At 63.1% G+C, this 15,682-nt stretch carries 20 protein-coding genes; 16 read left to right on the forward strand and 4 right to left on the reverse strand.

Annotation, left to right across the window (positions count from 1 at the left end; genetic code table 11):
* Nucleotides 1-107: 107 nt before the first annotated feature.
* Entirely contained in the window at nt 108-854 is a 747-nt protein-coding gene (gpmA, locus tag V6657_RS01410; protein WP_048933884.1) for a 2,3-diphosphoglycerate-dependent phosphoglycerate mutase, read from the reverse strand.
* Between the two features lie 174 nt (nt 855-1,028).
* Here gpmA and V6657_RS01415 point away from each other — a divergent pair, with 174 nt between their 5' ends.
* The 4 genes from V6657_RS01415 (at nt 1,029) to V6657_RS01430 (ending at nt 3,647) form a co-directional block, all read left to right on the forward strand.
* Complete coding sequence (locus tag V6657_RS01415) at nt 1,029-1,451, forward strand: rhodanese-like domain-containing protein (RefSeq protein ID WP_021196349.1); 423 nt, start codon at nt 1,029-1,031, stop codon at nt 1,449-1,451.
* Nucleotides 1,452-1,468: 17 nt separating this feature from the next.
* Complete coding sequence (gene grxC, locus V6657_RS01420) at nt 1,469-1,726, forward strand: glutaredoxin 3 (RefSeq protein ID WP_004633497.1); 258 nt, start codon at nt 1,469-1,471, stop codon at nt 1,724-1,726.
* A gap of 149 nt (nt 1,727-1,875) precedes the next feature.
* The gene (secB, locus tag V6657_RS01425) at nt 1,876-2,397 is read left to right on the forward strand and encodes a protein-export chaperone SecB (protein ID WP_338754886.1); all 522 of its coding nucleotides are present in this window, start codon (nt 1,876-1,878) and stop codon (nt 2,395-2,397) included.
* 233 nt (nt 2,398-2,630) lie between these two features.
* Entirely contained in the window at nt 2,631-3,647 is a 1,017-nt protein-coding gene (locus V6657_RS01430) for an NAD(P)H-dependent glycerol-3-phosphate dehydrogenase (RefSeq protein ID WP_048934169.1), read from the forward strand.
* Between the two features lie 20 nt (nt 3,648-3,667).
* On the opposite strand, the gene trmL is transcribed toward V6657_RS01430, so the two are convergent.
* Together trmL and V6657_RS01440 are read right to left on the reverse strand one after the other, a co-directional pair.
* A complete protein-coding gene (trmL, locus tag V6657_RS01435) occupies nt 3,668-4,138 on the reverse strand; it encodes a tRNA (uridine(34)/cytosine(34)/5-carboxymethylaminomethyluridine(34)-2'-O)-methyltransferase TrmL (RefSeq protein WP_048933885.1) in 471 nt (156 codons plus the stop codon).
* Nucleotides 4,139-4,248: 110 nt separating this feature from the next.
* Nucleotides 4,249-4,971: a ComF family protein gene (locus tag V6657_RS01440; RefSeq protein WP_048934170.1), complete on the reverse strand. Its 723-nt coding sequence runs from the start codon at nt 4,969-4,971 to the stop codon at nt 4,249-4,251.
* A gap of 107 nt (nt 4,972-5,078) precedes the next feature.
* On the opposite strand from V6657_RS01440, the gene V6657_RS01445 reads away from it, so the two are divergent.
* The 8 genes from V6657_RS01445 (at nt 5,079) to V6657_RS01480 (ending at nt 11,720) form a co-directional block, all read left to right on the forward strand.
* Entirely contained in the window at nt 5,079-6,020 is a 942-nt protein-coding gene (locus V6657_RS01445) for a methyltransferase domain-containing protein (protein WP_048933886.1), read from the forward strand.
* 194 nt (nt 6,021-6,214) lie between these two features.
* Nucleotides 6,215-6,757, forward strand: coding sequence for a DUF2244 domain-containing protein (locus V6657_RS01450; protein WP_048933887.1), 543 nt, complete (start codon nt 6,215-6,217; stop codon nt 6,755-6,757).
* 47 nt (nt 6,758-6,804) lie between these two features.
* Nucleotides 6,805-8,061, forward strand: a complete 1,257-nt coding sequence (gene coxB / locus V6657_RS01455; protein WP_048933888.1) for a cytochrome c oxidase subunit II — start codon at nt 6,805-6,807, stop codon at nt 8,059-8,061.
* 41 nt (nt 8,062-8,102) lie between these two features.
* Nucleotides 8,103-9,707: a cytochrome c oxidase subunit I gene (ctaD, locus tag V6657_RS01460; protein WP_048933889.1), complete on the forward strand. Its 1,605-nt coding sequence runs from the start codon at nt 8,103-8,105 to the stop codon at nt 9,705-9,707.
* Between the two features lie 59 nt (nt 9,708-9,766).
* Nucleotides 9,767-9,898 carry a cytochrome oxidase small assembly protein gene (locus tag V6657_RS01465; RefSeq protein ID WP_212745025.1) on the forward strand — a complete coding sequence of 44 codons (132 nt, stop codon included), beginning with the start codon at nt 9,767-9,769 and terminating at the stop codon, nt 9,896-9,898.
* A 62-nt stretch (nt 9,899-9,960) separates the two neighbouring features.
* Entirely contained in the window at nt 9,961-10,548 is a 588-nt protein-coding gene (locus V6657_RS01470) for a cytochrome c oxidase assembly protein (RefSeq protein WP_048933891.1), read from the forward strand.
* Between the two features lie 4 nt (nt 10,549-10,552).
* Entirely contained in the window at nt 10,553-10,771 is a 219-nt protein-coding gene (locus V6657_RS01475) for a DUF2970 domain-containing protein (protein ID WP_021196361.1), read from the forward strand.
* An 88-nt stretch (nt 10,772-10,859) separates the two neighbouring features.
* On the forward strand, nt 10,860-11,720 hold the full coding sequence (locus tag V6657_RS01480) for a cytochrome c oxidase subunit 3 (protein ID WP_048933892.1): 861 nt from the start codon (nt 10,860-10,862) through the stop codon (nt 11,718-11,720).
* 104 nt (nt 11,721-11,824) lie between these two features.
* On the opposite strand, the gene V6657_RS01485 is transcribed toward V6657_RS01480, so the two are convergent.
* Nucleotides 11,825-12,034, reverse strand: a complete 210-nt coding sequence (locus V6657_RS01485; RefSeq protein ID WP_021196363.1) for a twin transmembrane helix small protein — start codon at nt 12,032-12,034, stop codon at nt 11,825-11,827.
* 55 nt (nt 12,035-12,089) lie between these two features.
* Here V6657_RS01485 and V6657_RS01490 point away from each other — a divergent pair, with 55 nt between their 5' ends.
* The 4 genes from V6657_RS01490 to cyoE are packed head-to-tail and all read left to right on the forward strand — an operon-like array spanning nt 12,090 to nt 15,628.
* Complete coding sequence (locus V6657_RS01490; RefSeq protein WP_048933893.1) at nt 12,090-12,860, forward strand: SURF1 family protein; 771 nt, start codon at nt 12,090-12,092, stop codon at nt 12,858-12,860.
* Between the two features lie 52 nt (nt 12,861-12,912).
* Entirely contained in the window at nt 12,913-13,581 is a 669-nt protein-coding gene (locus V6657_RS01495) for a cytochrome c oxidase subunit I (RefSeq protein WP_048933894.1), read from the forward strand.
* Nucleotides 13,582-13,584: 3 nt separating this feature from the next.
* A complete protein-coding gene (locus V6657_RS01500) occupies nt 13,585-14,676 on the forward strand; it encodes a COX15/CtaA family protein (protein ID WP_048933895.1) in 1,092 nt (363 codons plus the stop codon).
* A gap of 10 nt (nt 14,677-14,686) precedes the next feature.
* Nucleotides 14,687-15,628, forward strand: coding sequence for a heme o synthase (cyoE, locus tag V6657_RS01505; RefSeq protein ID WP_048933896.1), 942 nt, complete (start codon nt 14,687-14,689; stop codon nt 15,626-15,628).
* Nucleotides 15,629-15,682 lie beyond the last annotated feature (54 nt).

The raw sequence follows: 15,682 nt of genomic DNA on the forward strand, positions 1-15,682 counted from the left end.
GGACGTGGGAACAGTAGATAAACATGGCCCGGGGTGGCTCGCGCACATCCCGGGCTACAGGCTTCGACAGTATAAAGGCGTTGGAGTGCCAAACGCCTCGTTACGGTTTATTTCGACTTGCCCTGGCTGGCCACCGCCGCGAGGGACGCGGCAATCGCTTCCTGGTCGCCCAGGTAGTAGTGGCGGATTGGCTTGAGGTTGGCATCCAGCTCATACACCAGCGGCGTGCCATTGGGGATGTTCAGGCCGACGATGTCAGCGTCCGAAATGCCATCGAGGTACTTCACCAGCGCGCGGATGCTGTTGCCGTGCGCGGCGATCACCACGCGCTGGCCGCTCTTGATGGCCGGGGCGATCGACTCCTCCCACAGCGGCAGCACGCGCGCGACGGTGTCCTTCAGGCACTCGGTCAGGGGCACCTGCTCGCGCGACAGGCCCGCGTAGCGCGGGTTGCCGAAGGCGTCGTTCTCGGCGCCGGGCTCCAGGGCGGGCGGCGGGGTGTCGTAGCTGCGGCGCCAGACCAGGACTTGCTCGTCACCGAACTTAGCGGCGGTCTCAGCCTTGTTGAGGCCCGACAGCGCGCCGTAGTGGCGCTCGTTCAGGCGCCACTCGTTGCGGGTCGGGATCCACATCAGGTCCATTTCATCCTGCACGTGCCACAGCGTGCGGATCGCGCGCTTGAGCACCGAGGTGTAGGCCAGATCGAAGGTGAAGCCGGCTTCGCGCAGCAGTTTGCCGCCTTGGCGGGCCTGGGCGACACCCGTGTCGGTCAGGTCGACGTCGACCCAGCCGGTGAAACGATTCTCCAGATTCCACGTCGATTCGCCGTGGCGGATGAGAACGAGCTTATGCATGACTGCCATGATGAGAAGTGAGAAAACCTGCGTGCGGGCTTGCGGTGATGCGTCGTAGCGCCATCGTGCGGCCCGCTTAAACCAACTATTTTATAATGCCGCCCGCATCATGTCCCCGTGCGTGCCTGAGCCGTTCGGATGATGCTCGCCAGACTCCTCCAGGAAACCGATACCGTGAAGTTCTTCGCCGATTACAACAACCTTGCCCTGCTTGCTGTCGCCATTGTTTCGGGTCTGCTGCTGATCTGGGGCCCCATCCAGCGCCGCCTTGCTGGTGGCGGCGGTGCCCAGGTGGGTGCTTCGGTTGCCACCCAGCTCATCAATCGCCGCAACGCTGTCGTGGTGGATGTGCGCGAGAGTGCTGAATACGCCGCAGGGCATCTGCCGCAAGCCAAGCATGCGCCGCTCGGCGAGCTGGAAGGCAAGGCGGCCGGCCTTGCAAAGAACAAAGAGACCCCCATCATCCTCGTATGCCAGACCGGCCAGCGCGCTGGGAAGGCGCAAGCAGTCTTGAAGCAGGCCGGTTACAGTGAGGTCTATTCGCTCGAGGGCGGATTGGCCGCCTGGCAGCAGGCCGGTCTTCCGGTTGTGAAATAAAAAACGAGGTTTGAAGTATGGCGCACGTGGTTATGTACAGCACCACCGTCTGCCCCTATTGCGTGGCAGCGGAAAGACTCCTGAAGCAGCGTGGCGTCGAGCAGATCGAAAAGATTCTGATCGACCGCGAACCCGGCAAGCGCGAAGAGATGATGACGCGCACGAACCGCCGCACCGTGCCGCAGATCTACATCGACGAACGCCACATTGGCGGCTTCGATGATTTGTCTGCGCTGGACCGCGAAGGCGGGTTGGTGCCGCTGCTGGCGGCCTGAGCGCCACACAAAAACGCCCGGTCTTGACCGGGCGTTGTACTTTTAGGCCTGCTCTCATGGTGGGCACCTTTGCGTCATGTACCATACGCGTCTTGCGCGCGGGGCAAAGCCCGCGGTGCACTGACCACACATCTATCTGAAGGCGAGTCATGAGCGACCAGCAACAGCAGCAACCGGGCCAGGATGGCCAGCCGTTCTTCAACATTCAGCGCGTCTACCTGAAGGACCTGTCGCTGGAACAGCCGAACTCGCCGCACATCTTCCTCGAGCAAGAGCAGCCGTCCGTGGAAGTGCAGGTGGACGTGTCCGCTTCGCAACTGGCCGAGGGCGTGTTTGAAGTGGTGGTGATCGGCACGGTCACGACCAAGGTGCAAGAGAAGGTGGCCTTCCTGGTGGAAGCCAAGCAAGCCGGCATCTTCGACATCCGCAACGTGCCGGACGAGCAGATGGACCCGCTGCTGGGCATCGCCTGCCCGACCATCGTGTACCCGTACCTGCGCTCGAACATCGCCGACACCATTGGCCGTGCTGGCTTCCAGCCGATCCACCTGGCGGAAATCAACTTCCAAGCCCTGTACGAGCAGCGCCTGGCTGCCGCCATGGAGCAAGCTCAAGCTGCTGGCGGCAACAGCAGTCTGGTGATGCCGGACGGCTCGAAGGCCACCCACTAAGAACCCATTCACGATCCGCAGCGAGCGGCCTGAGATTGGCCCGAGAAGCACAGCCGTACATGAGTACGGCGCGCATGTCAGGGCCAAGATCGGGCAGCGCAGTAGGATCGTGGATAGGTTCTAAGTACGAGGCGCACTGCGCCAGTAGCCCGCGCCGGCCTTCGCTCGCGCGGGCTTTTTCTTTTGCTCGACTTTTTGCCTGATCGATCCGAACTTTGAACATGCACACGCGCATGCGAATTTCCGTTCTGGGTGCCGGCGCCTGGGGCACTGCCCTGGCCAGCCATGCTGCGCAATCACACGATGTCGTGCTGTGGGGACGTGACGCCAGCCTCGTCACGCAGATGACCGCCACGCACATCAATGAACCGTACCTGCCGGGCATCGCGCTGCAGGCGTCGCTGCGTTTCGATGCCGACCTGCAGGCTGCGCTGGATCATGCCGCCGGCGAGGATGCATTGGCTGTCATTGCCTCGCCTGTTGCTGGGCTGGCGGACCTGACGCGCGCGGTTGCCGCGCACGGAGCGGTGCGCAACGTGATCTGGTTGTGCAAGGGGTTCGACCCGCAGACCAGCGCATTGCCGCACGCCATCGTGGCCGAGGTGTTGGCGCAGACCGGTCGCACGGATCTGGCGACCGGCGTGCTGTCCGGCCCGAGCTTTGCCAAGGAAGTCGCGCAGGGTTTGCCGTGCGCGATGACGGTGGCGTCCACCAGCGCCGCGCTGGGCAAGCTCACGCAACGCGGCTTTCACCATCACGCGATGCGTGTGTATGCGAGCGATGACCTCGTCGGCGTGGAGGTGGGCGGCGCGGTGAAGAACGTGCTTGCCATTGCGACCGGTGCGGCAGATGGTCTGGGTCTGGGCCTGAATGCGCGCGCCGCGTTGGTGACGCGTGGTCTGGCTGAGATGACGCGTTTGGGCATCGCACTGGGTGGTCGGCCGGAAACCTTCATGGGCCTGACTGGCATGGGCGATTTGCTGCTCACCGCCACGGGCGATCTGTCACGCAATCGCACTGTCGGCATGCAGCTCGCACAGGGGCGTTCGCTTGACGACATCCTGCACAGTCTCGGCCATGTCGCCGAGGGCGTGCGGTGCGCGCGCGCTGTGGCTGCATTGGCGCGCGCCAAAGGCGTCGACATGCCGATCACCTTTACCGTGTGCGAAGTCCTGTTCGAGGGGCTTGCGCCCGCACGCGCCGTGGATCGTCTGCTGCAGCGCGACGCGAAATCCGAATCGGCGCGTTGATCCTGATGGAAGGCCGGCGCTCATGCGCCGCCTTCGAAGCCGTTCTGCCGCCACGCTTCGAATACCACCACCGCCACGGTGTTCGACAGATTCAGACTGCGGTTGTCGGGCCGCATCGGCAGGCGGATGCGCTGCGACGCGGGAAACCACTCGCGGCGTTCTTCCGACAATCCGCGCGTTTCCGATCCAAACACGAACCAGTCGCCCGGCTGGAAGGCCATGTTGGCAAACGGCGTGGAGCCCCGCGTGGTGAGCGCGAACATGCGTGCCGGATCGGGCTGCGCATCCCGTAGAAAGGCCTCCCAATCGGCATGCACGCGCATCGTCGCGTACTCGTGATAGTCGAGGCCGGCGCGGCGCATGCGGGCGTCTTCGAGCGGAAACCCCAGCGGTTCGATCAGATGCAGCTGCGCACCGGTGTTGGCGCACAGGCGGATCACATTGCCCGTGTTGGGCGGGATTTCGGGCTCGACGAGGACGACGTTGAACATGAGGGCTGGCCAAGGAAATTTCGGCGGCGAGCTTATCTAGATTGACGAGGGTTGTCACCCCGCCACAGTGCCAGACTCTGGCCGCGACACAATGTCGCATAAGCATGTAACTAGGGCGTACGCAAGGCAACCACGTTGGTGACATGCGTGGCGCCTGCGCGTTTGAGCCGGGTGGCAATCTCGCCGAGGGTGGCGCCGGTGGTCATCACATCGTCGATAACGCCGATGTGACGCCCCGCAATGCTGCCCGCGTCCGTCACCTCGAAGGCGCCGTGCAGGTTGGTCAGGCGCTCGGCGCGGTCGAGCGAGGCTTGGGCGGGGTTGTCGCGCACGCGGCGCAGCCCATCTGCCTTGGCGGGAATGGCGAGTTGCCCACCCAGCCGCCGGGTGATCTCCCAAGCCTGGTTGTAGCCGCGTGAGCGCAGGCGGGCGGCCGACAACGGCACCGGCAACAGCAGGTCCGGCAAGTCGCCCGGCGCGGCAGTCAGCGCATCCCTCAAACGCTCGGCCAGCCATGCCGCGAGCGGCAACTGCGCCCGAAACTTCAATCCGGTGACGAGATGATCGAGCGGCCAGCCGTAGTCCGCAATGACGACGGTGGCATCAAAGTCCGGCATGCCGGCCAGGCAGGCAGGGCAATGCCGGGCGATGTGCCGGGCTTCCAGTGCGATCGCGCATTGGATGCAGCGCCGCCGGTGCAGTTGCGGCGCCAGATCGCCCATGCAGCCGGCGCAGACCAGTTCACGCTGGACTGCGCCGCACAGCGCGCAGGCGCACGGCAGCAGGTGCCGCAGGCCGGCATGAAACCATTGGCGCAATAGGGTCGGGGGCATGGCAAAAGCCGCCATCCCAGCCGATTTGCGGTCAATGCGCCATCAGACGGCGCCTGAAACATCCCGCCGGTATACTTGCTGACCGCAGTTCCAGCCTCGATTTGTCGATGTCCGATCCCGTTCTCGCCCATCCTGCCGCCTTGCGGCGCGCTTTCGATCGCCGCGCCGCGCGTTTTGCCGACGTGGATTTCCTGCTGCGTGAGGTCGGGGCCCGGATGCAGGACCGGTTGTCGTACATCAAGCTGACGCCGTCGCGTGCGCTGGACCTGGGCTGCGGCCTTGGACAAGGGCTGGCTGTGCTGCGCGCCCAGTATCCGGATGCACAGATCTGCGGCGTGGACTGGTCCTCCGCCATGCTGGCGCGGGCGACGCAGCTCGATCCGCAGCGCACGGACACCGGCTGGCTTGGCCGGCTGCTGAAGAAGCGTCCCGTCTTCGATTTTGCTCAGGCGGACTTCCGCGCGCTGCCATTTGCTGATGCATCGTTCGACCTGCTGTGGTCCAACCTGGCACTGCACTGGGACCCATCCCCGCACGCGATCTTCCCGGAATGGCACCGCATCACCACCGAAGGCGGTCTGCTGATGTTCAGCCTCTTCGGTCCGGACACCCTGCGCGAGCTGCGCAGCGCGCTGGCTGGTATCGACGCGGGCGTGCACACCCTGCGCTTTGTCGACATGCACGACATTGGCGACATGCTGGTGCACAGCCGCTGGTCCACGCCCGTGATGGACATGGAGCAGCTCACCATCACCTACGAGACGCCGCAGGCGTTGCTGGCCGATGTGCACCTGCTGGGTGGGATGGCCGGCCTCATGGATGAAAGCGGCCGTCAGTTGGCCGGCGCAGGTCTGCACACGCCGCGCTGGCGCCAACGGCTATTCGATGCGCTCGACGCCCAGCGCAATCCTGAGGGCCTGATTCCGCTCACGTTCGAGGTCGTCTACGGTCATGCCTGGAAGCTGGCGCCCACGCGTCGGCAGGCGCTGGATGATGAAGGGCGGGCGATGATTCCGGTCGATCAGATCGGCCGCAAGCCGCGCGCCTGAGGCGGTTCTTGATGCAGGGACGGTATTGATAGCCGCTTGTCAAGCCGGGACTTGCATAAAGGCGCTTTACCTTGTTTGGGGTCAATTGGGACCATATACTGTGCCGGTTTGTCGCAGCAGTCCCCCCTAAGGCCTATCCCGTTTTTTGCCACGGGCGAACCGATCGGGTATGCATCCGAGGCAGGAGTGGTTCAATGCACGACATTGCAAATGTATGCGTTGATACGGCGCTCCAGCCAGCATGTGGCGCCTCCACCGTTCCGGAATCGCCGCGCAAGAACTGGCTCATGAAGCGAAACTGCTCGCTTTCACCCCGCCAGGTCGGCTGGTTCTACCTCTCGATTGTCATCCTCTCGTTCGCGATCGCTTCGTTCTTTGCGTGGCAAGGTGCGTGGTTGGTGTTGCCTTTCTCGGGGCTGGAGGTCGCGATTCTCGGTTGGGCGTTGCTGTACTATGCCCGCCACGCCTCTGATTACGAGCATGTCTGGCTGGAAGACGGCGCGCTGGTGATCGAACAGGTGAGCGTCAACCAGCAGGTGCGTCATGTGCTCAATCCGCAGTGGGTGCGCGTTGAACCAGGCATGCCGCAAAGTGAGCCCCTTCGGGAGCTGATTGCGCTGCATTCCGGTGGACGTGTCGTGCGGATCGGTCGATTTCTCGATCCGGCTGGGCGGCGCAGGCTTGCGAACGAGCTTTCCCGGTGTTTGGGACAGGGGCAACCAACCCAGGTCTCATGAGCCGCGCACCGGGGCAGAGTGGAATCTGTAAATTGGGTAGATAAAAAATGAAAATGTTGAATAAGACATTGGCAAGTTTGCTGGCGGCAGGCTCACTCCTCGCCTTCGGTCAAACGGCTCTGGCAGTGGAAGACATGCCAGGCGGCCCCGCAGTGATGCAGCTCAATCTCGCGCCCCCGGTCACCAAGATCGCTGCCGAGATCCATTGGCTGCACTACATGATGCTGATCATCTGTATCGTGATCTTCATCGGTGTGTTCGGGGTGATGTTCTACTCCATTTTCAAGCACCGTAAATCGCTGGGCCACAAGCCGGCGACGTTCCACGAAAGCACCACCGTCGAAATCATCTGGACCATCGTGCCGTTCCTGATCGTGATCGGGATGGCGCTTCCGGCCACCAAGGCCGTGGTCGCGATGAAGGACACCACCAATTCTGACCTCACCATCAAGGCCACCGGTTACCAGTGGAAGTGGGGTTACGACTATCTGAAGGGCGAAGGCGAGGGCATTTCGTTCCTTTCCACGCTCACCACGCCGCGCGAGCAGATCAACAACCAGGCGCCCAAGAGCACCACGTACCTGATCGAGGTGGACAACGAGGTCGTGGTGCCGGTCAACCGCAAGGTGCGTATCGTCACCACCGCCAACGACGTGATTCACTCGTGGATGATCCCGGCATTCGGCGTGAAGCAGGATGCGATTCCGGGCTTCGTGCGCGACACGTGGTTCAAGGCTGAGAAGGTCGGCGTGTATCGCGGCCAGTGCGCCGAGCTGTGCGGCAAGGAACATGCCTTCATGCCGATCGTCGTGCGCGTTGTGTCCGACGCCGACTACACCAAGTGGGTCGACGGCAAGAAGAAGGAAATGGCCGCCAAGGCTGATGATCCGAACAAGGTCTACACGCTGGATGAGCTGAAGACGCGCGGCGAGAAGGTCTACACCGCCAACTGCGCGGTCTGCCACCAGCCGAACGGCAAGGGCGGTGGTCCGTTCCCCGCACTGGACGGCTCGAAGATCGCCAACGGCCCGCTGGCCGGCCACGTCGACATTGTGCTGCACGGCAAGGCCGCAATGCCGCCTTGGGCTTCGGCGCTCAACGATGTGGAAATCGCTTCCGTCATCACGTACGAGCGAAACAACTGGGGCAACCATACCGGTGACCTGCTGCAACCGTCGCAAGTGAAGGATGCGCGCGGCGGCAAGATGCCTGAAGGCGGCGGCGCCAAGACTGCCGCTGCTGAGCCCGCCGGCAAGGTGGCCACCCAACAAGTGAATGCGGCGAAAGACCGCAGCGCTAGCTGATTGATCGTCTGCGTGACGAAACGAATCCAAGGAGTTTTGCGATGAGCACCGCTGTTACGCACCCGCAAGATCACGCGCACGGTCATGGAGACGACCACGCGCACGACCATCCGCACGGCTGGCGCCGTTGGCTGTTCGCGACCAACCACAAGGACATCGGTACGCTGTACTTGCTGTTCTCCTTCGCGATGCTGCTCTCGGGCGGCACGCTGGCACTGTTGATCCGCCTTGAGTTGTTCGAGCCGGGCTTGCAGTTCTTCCATCCGGAACTGTTCAACCAGTTCACCACGATGCACGGCCTGATCATGGTGTTCGGCGCGATCATGCCGGCCTTCGTGGGCTTTGCGAACTGGATGATCCCGCTGCAGGTCGGTGCGTCCGACATGGCCTTTGCGCGGATGAACAACTTCAGCTTCTGGCTGCTGCCGCCTGCGGCGATCCTGCTGGTGGGCTCGTTCTTCGCACCGGGTGGTGCCACGGCCGCCGGCTGGACGCTCTACGCGCCGCTGTCGGTGCAGATGGGCCCGGGCATGGACATGGCGATCTTCGCGGTGCACATCATGGGTGCCTCGTCGATCATGGGCTCGATCAACATCATCGTGACCATCCTCAACATGCGCGCGCCCGGCATGACGCTGATGAAGATGCCGATGTTCTGCTGGACGTGGCTGATCACCGCCTACCTGCTGATCGCCGTGATGCCGGTGCTGGCAGGCGCGATCACCATGGTGCTGACCGACCGCCATTTCGGCACGAGCTTCTTCTCGGCAGCCGGCGGCGGTGACCCGGTGATGTACCAGCACATCTTCTGGTTCTTCGGGCACCCCGAGGTGTACATCATGATCTTGCCGGCGTTCGGCATCATCAGCCAGATCGTGCCGGCCTTCGCCCGCAAGCCGCTGTTCGGCTACAGCTCGATGGTGTACGCGACGGCCTCGATCGCCATCCTGTCGTTCATCGTGTGGGCACACCACATGTTCACGACCGGTATGCCTGTCACCGGCCAGCTGTTCTTCATGTACGCGACGATGCTGATTGCGGTGCCGACCGGCGTGAAGGTGTTCAACTGGGTGGCCACGATGTGGCGCGGCTCGATGACGTTCGAGACGCCCATGCTGTTCGCCCTGGGCTTCATCTTCGTGTTCTCGATCGGCGGCCTCACGGGCCTGATCCTGGCCGTGGCCCCGATCGACATTCAGCTGCAGGATACGTACTACGTGGTGGCGCACTTCCACTATGTGCTGGTGGCCGGTTCGCTGTTCGCGCTGTTCGCGGGCTTCTACTACTGGGGTCCGAAGTGGTCGGGCTACATGTACAACGAAACGCGCGGCAAGATCCACTTCTGGGGTTCGATGATCACCTTCAACCTCACGTTCTTCCCGATGCACTTCCTGGGCCTGGCCGGCATGCCGCGTCGCTATGCGGATTACCCGCAGCAGTTTGCCGACTTCAACGCAGTCGCGTCCATCGGTGCACTGGGCTTCGGTCTGATGCAGGTGTATTTCTTCTTCTTCGTGGTGCTGCCGTCGTACCGCGGTGGCGAGAAGGCCGCCGACAAGCCGTGGGAGGGCGCAGAAGGCCTGGAGTGGACCGTGCCGTCGCCGGCGCCGTTCCACACCTTTGAAGAACCGCCGCACGTGCATTAATGCCGGTGTCGCGGGGCCGGTCTGTGCCGGCCCCCGACCCTGCAACCTTCCAGACAACGATGTCGAGTCCAGAAAAAAGCCCGACGCCCGAGCAACGTGCCAACAATCGCCGGCTCGCGTTCATTCTTGCCACCATTGCGTTGGTTTTCTTTCTGGGTGTGATTTTCAAGCGCGTGGTGTTCGGCGGTTAGCCGGGCGCGCAGCCCCTGGATCATCAACGACCAATCATTGATCGCAGAACCGAGATCGCAACATGAGTCGGCTCCAAGACGACAAAGCCATTGAACGCGGACTGAACCGAACCATGCTCGGCAAGCTGGCCGTGGTGGTCGTGATCATGTTTGGCTTTGGCTACGCGATGGTGCCGCTGTACAAGAAGATCTGCGAACTCACCAACATCAACGTGCTGAACACCCGCGACGAGGATGGCGGCGCGCTGCGCAATTCGCAGGTCGACACGTCACGCACGATCACGGTGGAGTTCGATTCGAACAGCCAGGGGCCATTCCGCTTCCGCCCGGTCAAGAACAGCATGGAAGTCCACCCGGGCGAGATCAGCCAGATCGTCTACGAGGTGGTGAACAAGGAAGGGCGCACGGTAGAGGCGCAGGCCATCCCGAGTTACGCGCCCAAGCAGGCAACCGAGTTTTTCAAAAAGATTGAGTGTTTCTGTTTCAAGCAGCAGACGCTGACTGCAAACGAATCGCGCGAGATGCCGGTGGTCTTTGTGATCGATCCGGAGCTTCCGAAAGACGTGAAGACGATCACCTTGTCCTACACTTTCTTTGAGATCCACGCACCGTCAGCCATTACGCCGGCGATGCCAAGCAAAGGAACGTAAGGACATGGACGACCTGAAGGAAGCGACCAAGCGACGCGCGTCATTCGCACAGACGATGAAGGCGGTGTTCTGGTCCTTCTTCGGGGTGCGCAAGGGGCGCGATCATGACCGTGACATGGCGCAATTGAATCCTGTGCACGTGATCATCGCCGGCCTGTTGGCGACAGCGCTGTTCATCTTTGTGCTGCTGATGATCGTGCGCGCAGTGGTCGGTTCGCAGTAGCAGGTGGAAGGTTGAGGAGACGGCCTGCGCAGCATGGGCCGGGCAATATCGAGTGAATTCTTAAAAAAATAGAGCTGGAGAAAAAGAGATGAGTGCGAATCGAGCGAACGCTCCGTACTACTTCGTGCCTGGGCCGTCGCGGCATCCGATTTCGGCAAGTATCGGCTTGCTGATCGTGCTGCTGAGTTCTGCGGCATGGGTGAACGCGCAGTCGTGGGCGCCGTGGACTTTCCTGATCGGCCTGGTGTGGTTCCTGTTCGTGCTGCGTGCGTGGTTTGCCGACGCCATCTCCGAATCCGAGGGCGGCAAGTACGGTGATCGCGTGGATGCCTCGTTCCGTTGGTCGATGAGCTGGTTCATCTTCTCGGAAGTGATGTTCTTCGCGGCGTTCTTCGGCGCGCTGTTCTACGCCCGCGAGATCGCCATGCCCTGGCTGGGCGATTTGAACAACAAGCTGCTGTGGCCCGACTTCAATGCCCTGTGGCCGAATACCGGCCCGGCGGGCACGGTCAAGCCGTTCACGACGATGGGCCCGTGGCCGATCCCGACCATCAACACGGCGTTGCTGCTGACCTCGGGTGTGACGCTCACATGGGCGCACCACGCGCTGCGTGAGGGCAAGCGTGCCCAGGTCATCCAGGGCCTGCTGCTGACGATTCTCCTGGGCTTCACGTTCATGGGGTTCCAGGCGTTCGAATATATCCACGCGTATCACGAACTGAACCTGAAGCTGACGTCCGGTATCTACGGCTCGACGTTCTTCCTGCTGACGGGTTTCCACGGTTTCCACGTGACGATGGGCGCGATCATGCTGTCCGTGGTGCTGGGCCGCGTGATCAAGGGGCACTTCACGCCGGATCATCACTTCGCGTTTGAAGGTGCCGCGTGGTACTGGCACTTTGTGGACGTGGTCTGGCTCGGCCTGTACGTAGTGGTGTACTGGCTGTAAGGCAGAGTGGATTGGGGCGACGCATTTGTCGCCTTGCGCCTAAGCCGACAAATGCCGCAGACGGGACACCGCTGCGGCGTTTTCGTTTTTCTGGCGTGGGTGAATTACTGGCCGAACTGGATGCCGGTGCTGTGGATCCAGCCCAACCGGTTCGCAACCAGGATGAAGATGAACAGCGCAATCGAGAACCCGACGCGGAACATCAGCGAGCGGACGGTGCGGTTGCTGTTGCCCTTGTCGCGCATCAGGAAGAACAGCGCGGAGGCAAGGCTGCCGAGGATCAGCAGGAACGCGATGGCAACGACGATGCGCATGGAAGGTTGAGAACTTGGAAATGGTTGCCGTGCATTATCTCACCGGGTGGACACGATGACCGCGCGCGTGCCACTGCGCCAGTGGTTTGCGCCGGTGCCGATGCTGGCGGGCGTGCTGTTGATTGTGCTCACGTGTGCGCTGGGGCGGTGGCAGTTGTCGCGTGCGCATGAGCGTATCGACAAGCAGGCGCGCATCGAGGCGCTGCAGAACGCGCCCGTGCAGCGCATCACTGCGCAACCGGTCGCGGCCGATGCGGTGCTGTATCGGCCGGTGCTGCTGCGCGGCACGTTTGACGTGGCGCATACAGTGCTGCTCGACAACCGCCCGCACATGACCAACGGCGTGTCGCGCGCCGGGTTCGAGGTACTGATCCCATTCGTGCTGGAAGGGGCAGGCGGACGCGCCGTGTTAGTCAATCGGGGGTGGCTGCCGCGCGATCCGGTGGACCGCACGCGCATCGCGCCGTACACCACGCCAGCGGGTGAAGTGCAGGTCGAAGGGATTGTTGTGCCACATGCCAGCCGCGTCTTCAGTCTGGGGCGGAAAGACGGCGCAGATGAAGTCGGCCAGCGACTTAGGCAGAATATCGACCTCGACGCTTTTTCGCGCGAAATCGGATTGCCCCTGCAGCCCTTCGTGGTGGAGCAGCAATCCGACGCGCAAGACGGTCTGGCGCGCGATTGGCCGCGCGCAGACTTGGGCGCCGACCGCAATTACGGCTATGCGTTCCAGTGGTTCGCGATGGCGGCGGCGGTGCTGACCTTGATGGTTGTCTACAGCGTGCGACGCTATCGTCGCTTGGCAGGCCCTTCTGAGCCCGTCTGAATACGAACACGTGTTGCGGCTTAGTGCCGCAGATGAATGCATTAGGAATCACATGGTGAATCAGGAATCTGCACCGGGCACGCCCGGCACACGCGCCGCGCCCGCCGCTTTGTCCACGGATGCGCGCATTGATGCACGCACGCGCCGGGGCCGCCTGACGATGCTGTTCCTGCTGCTGGTGTGCGCATCGCCAGTGATTGCGTCGTACCTCGCGTACTACGTTTTCACGCCGGCTGGCGGCAAGGCCGCGTATGGCGCGCTGGTCGAGCCGCAGCGCCCGATCCCGACCGGCCTGATGGTGCAGGACGAGCACGGCGCAGAAGTGCCGCTCGCCAGCCTCAAGGGCAAGTGGCTGATGGTCTCAGTGGACAACAGCGCCTGCGACGACAACTGCGCGCGCAAGCTCTTCACCATGCGCCAGCTGCGCATCGGCCAGGGTCCGGACCGCGACCGTATCGTCCCCGTGTGGCTGGTCACGGATCGCGGCGCGATCGACCCACGCCTGATGAAGGCCTACAACGACGACTACGCCGCCGCACGCTTCCTGCGCGCACCGGAGTTGCCCAAGGACTGGCTGACCGACGGCAAGACGCCGGCAACCGACCACATCTTCCTGGTCGACCCGCAAGGCAACCTGATGATGCAGTTCCCGAAGGACCCGGACCCGAAGAAAGTGCGCGGCGATCTGACGCGGCTGCTCAAGTATTCGCGCATCGGATAAGCCATGCTGCTGCAACTTGCCTCCATCGGCATCCTGATCGCGCTGATCCCGCTGTGCTACGTGCTGGTCAAGGGAGACCGCAACAAGTACCGCAAGCTGGTGTGGATCACGGCGTCCCTGACGCTGGACCTCATCATGTTCGGCAGCTTCACGCGCCTGACCGATTCGGGCCTGGGCTGCCCGGACTGGCCCGGTTGCTACGGCACGTCTAACCCCTTCCACGCGCGGGACGACATTCACGCCGCGCAAACCGCAATGCCGAGTGGCCCGGTCACGTGGATGAAGGCGTGGATTGAGATGACGCACCGCTACTTTGCGATGGCGGTGGGCGTGTTGATCATCACGCTCGTGGTGGTGGCGTGGGTCAAGCGGAAGGACCTCAAGCAATCGCCGTGGTACGCCACGGCCGTGCTGGCGCTGGTGTGCGTGCAGGGCGCGTTTGGCGCATGGACGGTCACGCTCAAGCTGCAGCCGGCCATTGTGGTGACGCACCTGCTGCTCGGCATGACATTGTTGGCGTCGCTCATCTGGCTTGGCTGTAAGAACGATGTGCCACGTTTCGTGGATGGCCGCGGTGCATCGCTGCGCGTGCCGGCGGCGATCGGGCTGGCGTTGCTCGTCGTGCAGATCGCACTGGGCGGCTGGGTCAGCACCAACTATGCGGTGCTTGCGTGTACCGACTTCCCGCTGTGCAACGGCCAGTGGGTGCCGGCGATGGACTTTGCGCACGGCTTTACCTTCTGGCGCCAGCTCGGCAAGACCGCCAGCGGTGACTTCATCTCGCATGACGCGCTGGTTGCCATCCACTGGACGCACCGCGTCTTTGCAGTGCTCGTGCTGAGCTACCTGGCATGGCTTGGCGTACGAGCGCGTCGCGTGGCCGGTATCGGCCGTGTGTCGACGGTGCTGCTCATCGTGCTGGCCGTGCAACTGGCGACCGGCTTATCGAACATCGTGCTTGGCTGGCCGCTGCTGGCCGCCGTGGCGCACAACGGTGGCGCGGCGGTGCTGTTGCTGCTGATGGTGCGTCTGCATTACCTGATCGGCTTGGCGCAAGTGCGCGCGCCGATCCCTGCGGCCGTGGCCGCCGTTTGATTGATTGTTTATGAATACTGTGGCAACCCCAACGACTTCCACTCAACTCCCCGGCTGGCGACACACCGCATCGCAGTATGCGGCGCTCACCAAGCCGCGCGTGACGCAGCTCGCCGTGTTCTGCGCCGTGATCGGCATGTTCCTGGCCACGCCGGGCATGGTGCCCTGGCCGGTGCTGATCGGCGGCGCGGTCGGCATCTGGCTGTTTGCCGGCGCGGCCTTTGCCATCAACTGCCTGGTCGAGCGCAAGATCGACGCGATGATGCGCCGCACGGCCTGGCGTCCTTCGGCCAGTGGGGAGCTGGGTACGCGCCAGATCCTGCTGTTCTCGCTGGTGCTAGGCGGCGCGGGCATGTGGACGCTGCACGTGTTCGCCAACGACCTGACGATGTGGCTGACCTTCGCCACCTTCATCGGCTACGCGATCATCTACACGCTGCTGCTCAAGCCGGCCACGCCGCAGAACATCGTCATTGGTGGCCTGTCGGGCGCCATGCCGCCGGCGCTGGGCTGGGCGGCCGTCGCCAACAGCGTGCCGCCCGAGGCGTGGATCCTGGTGCTGATCATCTTCACCTGGACGCCGCCGCACTTCTGGGCGCTCGCGCTGTACCGCCGTGCCGACTACGCCAAGTCCGGCTTGCCGATGCTGCCGATCACGCACGGCGAGAAATACACGCTGCTGCACATCCTGCTGTACACGCTCATCATGATTGCCGCGACCATCCTGCCGTTCGTGCACGGGATGAGCGGCTATATCTACCTGGCGACGGCGCTGGTGCTGGGCGGCGGCTTCTTCGCCTATGCGTGGCGCATGTACCGCAACTATTCCGACGCGCTGGCGCAGAAGACTTTCCGCTACTCGATCATCTATCTGTCGATCCTGTTTGCGGCGCTGCTGGTGGATCACTACTTCAAGTTCGGGCCTACGTTCACCCAAGGCGCGGCGCTGTGACGCACGGGGCTGCCAGCGAGCGCGTGCAGTTGGCGTTACGCTAGGCGGTCCCTC

Source organism: Ralstonia sp. RRA (assembly GCF_037023145.1).
In the GTDB taxonomy this organism is placed as follows: Bacteria; Pseudomonadota; Gammaproteobacteria; order Burkholderiales; family Burkholderiaceae; genus Ralstonia.

Excerpts from the sequence above, each read along its gene's own strand:
- V6657_RS01465 (WP_212745025.1), top strand. The coding sequence starts at position 9,767 with ATGTCGAGTCCAGAAAAAAGCCCGACGCCCGAGCAACGTGCCAACAAT.
- V6657_RS01440 (WP_048934170.1), bottom strand. The coding sequence starts at position 4,971 with ATGCCCCCGACCCTATTGCGCCAATGGTTTCATGCCGGCCTGCGGCAC.
- V6657_RS01480 (WP_048933892.1), top strand. The coding sequence starts at position 10,860 with ATGAGTGCGAATCGAGCGAACGCTCCGTACTACTTCGTGCCTGGGCCG.
- V6657_RS01450 (WP_048933887.1), top strand. The coding sequence starts at position 6,215 with ATGCACGACATTGCAAATGTATGCGTTGATACGGCGCTCCAGCCAGCA.
- coxB (WP_048933888.1), top strand. The coding sequence starts at position 6,805 with ATGAAAATGTTGAATAAGACATTGGCAAGTTTGCTGGCGGCAGGCTCA.
- V6657_RS01485 (WP_021196363.1), bottom strand. The coding sequence starts at position 12,034 with ATGCGCATCGTCGTTGCCATCGCGTTCCTGCTGATCCTCGGCAGCCTT.
- grxC (WP_004633497.1), top strand. The coding sequence starts at position 1,469 with ATGGCGCACGTGGTTATGTACAGCACCACCGTCTGCCCCTATTGCGTG.
- V6657_RS01470 (WP_048933891.1), top strand. The coding sequence starts at position 9,961 with ATGAGTCGGCTCCAAGACGACAAAGCCATTGAACGCGGACTGAACCGA.
- ctaD (WP_048933889.1), top strand. The coding sequence starts at position 8,103 with ATGAGCACCGCTGTTACGCACCCGCAAGATCACGCGCACGGTCATGGA.
- V6657_RS01430 (WP_048934169.1), top strand. The coding sequence starts at position 2,631 with ATGCGAATTTCCGTTCTGGGTGCCGGCGCCTGGGGCACTGCCCTGGCC.
- V6657_RS01475 (WP_021196361.1), top strand. The coding sequence starts at position 10,553 with ATGGACGACCTGAAGGAAGCGACCAAGCGACGCGCGTCATTCGCACAG.
- V6657_RS01495 (WP_048933894.1), top strand. The coding sequence starts at position 12,913 with ATGGTGAATCAGGAATCTGCACCGGGCACGCCCGGCACACGCGCCGCG.
- cyoE (WP_048933896.1), top strand. The coding sequence starts at position 14,687 with ATGAATACTGTGGCAACCCCAACGACTTCCACTCAACTCCCCGGCTGG.
- V6657_RS01490 (WP_048933893.1), top strand. The coding sequence starts at position 12,090 with ATGACCGCGCGCGTGCCACTGCGCCAGTGGTTTGCGCCGGTGCCGATG.
- V6657_RS01500 (WP_048933895.1), top strand. The coding sequence starts at position 13,585 with ATGCTGCTGCAACTTGCCTCCATCGGCATCCTGATCGCGCTGATCCCG.
- secB (WP_338754886.1), top strand. The coding sequence starts at position 1,876 with ATGAGCGACCAGCAACAGCAGCAACCGGGCCAGGATGGCCAGCCGTTC.
- gpmA (WP_048933884.1), bottom strand. The coding sequence starts at position 854 with ATGCATAAGCTCGTTCTCATCCGCCACGGCGAATCGACGTGGAATCTG.
- V6657_RS01445 (WP_048933886.1), top strand. The coding sequence starts at position 5,079 with ATGTCCGATCCCGTTCTCGCCCATCCTGCCGCCTTGCGGCGCGCTTTC.
- trmL (WP_048933885.1), bottom strand. The coding sequence starts at position 4,138 with ATGTTCAACGTCGTCCTCGTCGAGCCCGAAATCCCGCCCAACACGGGC.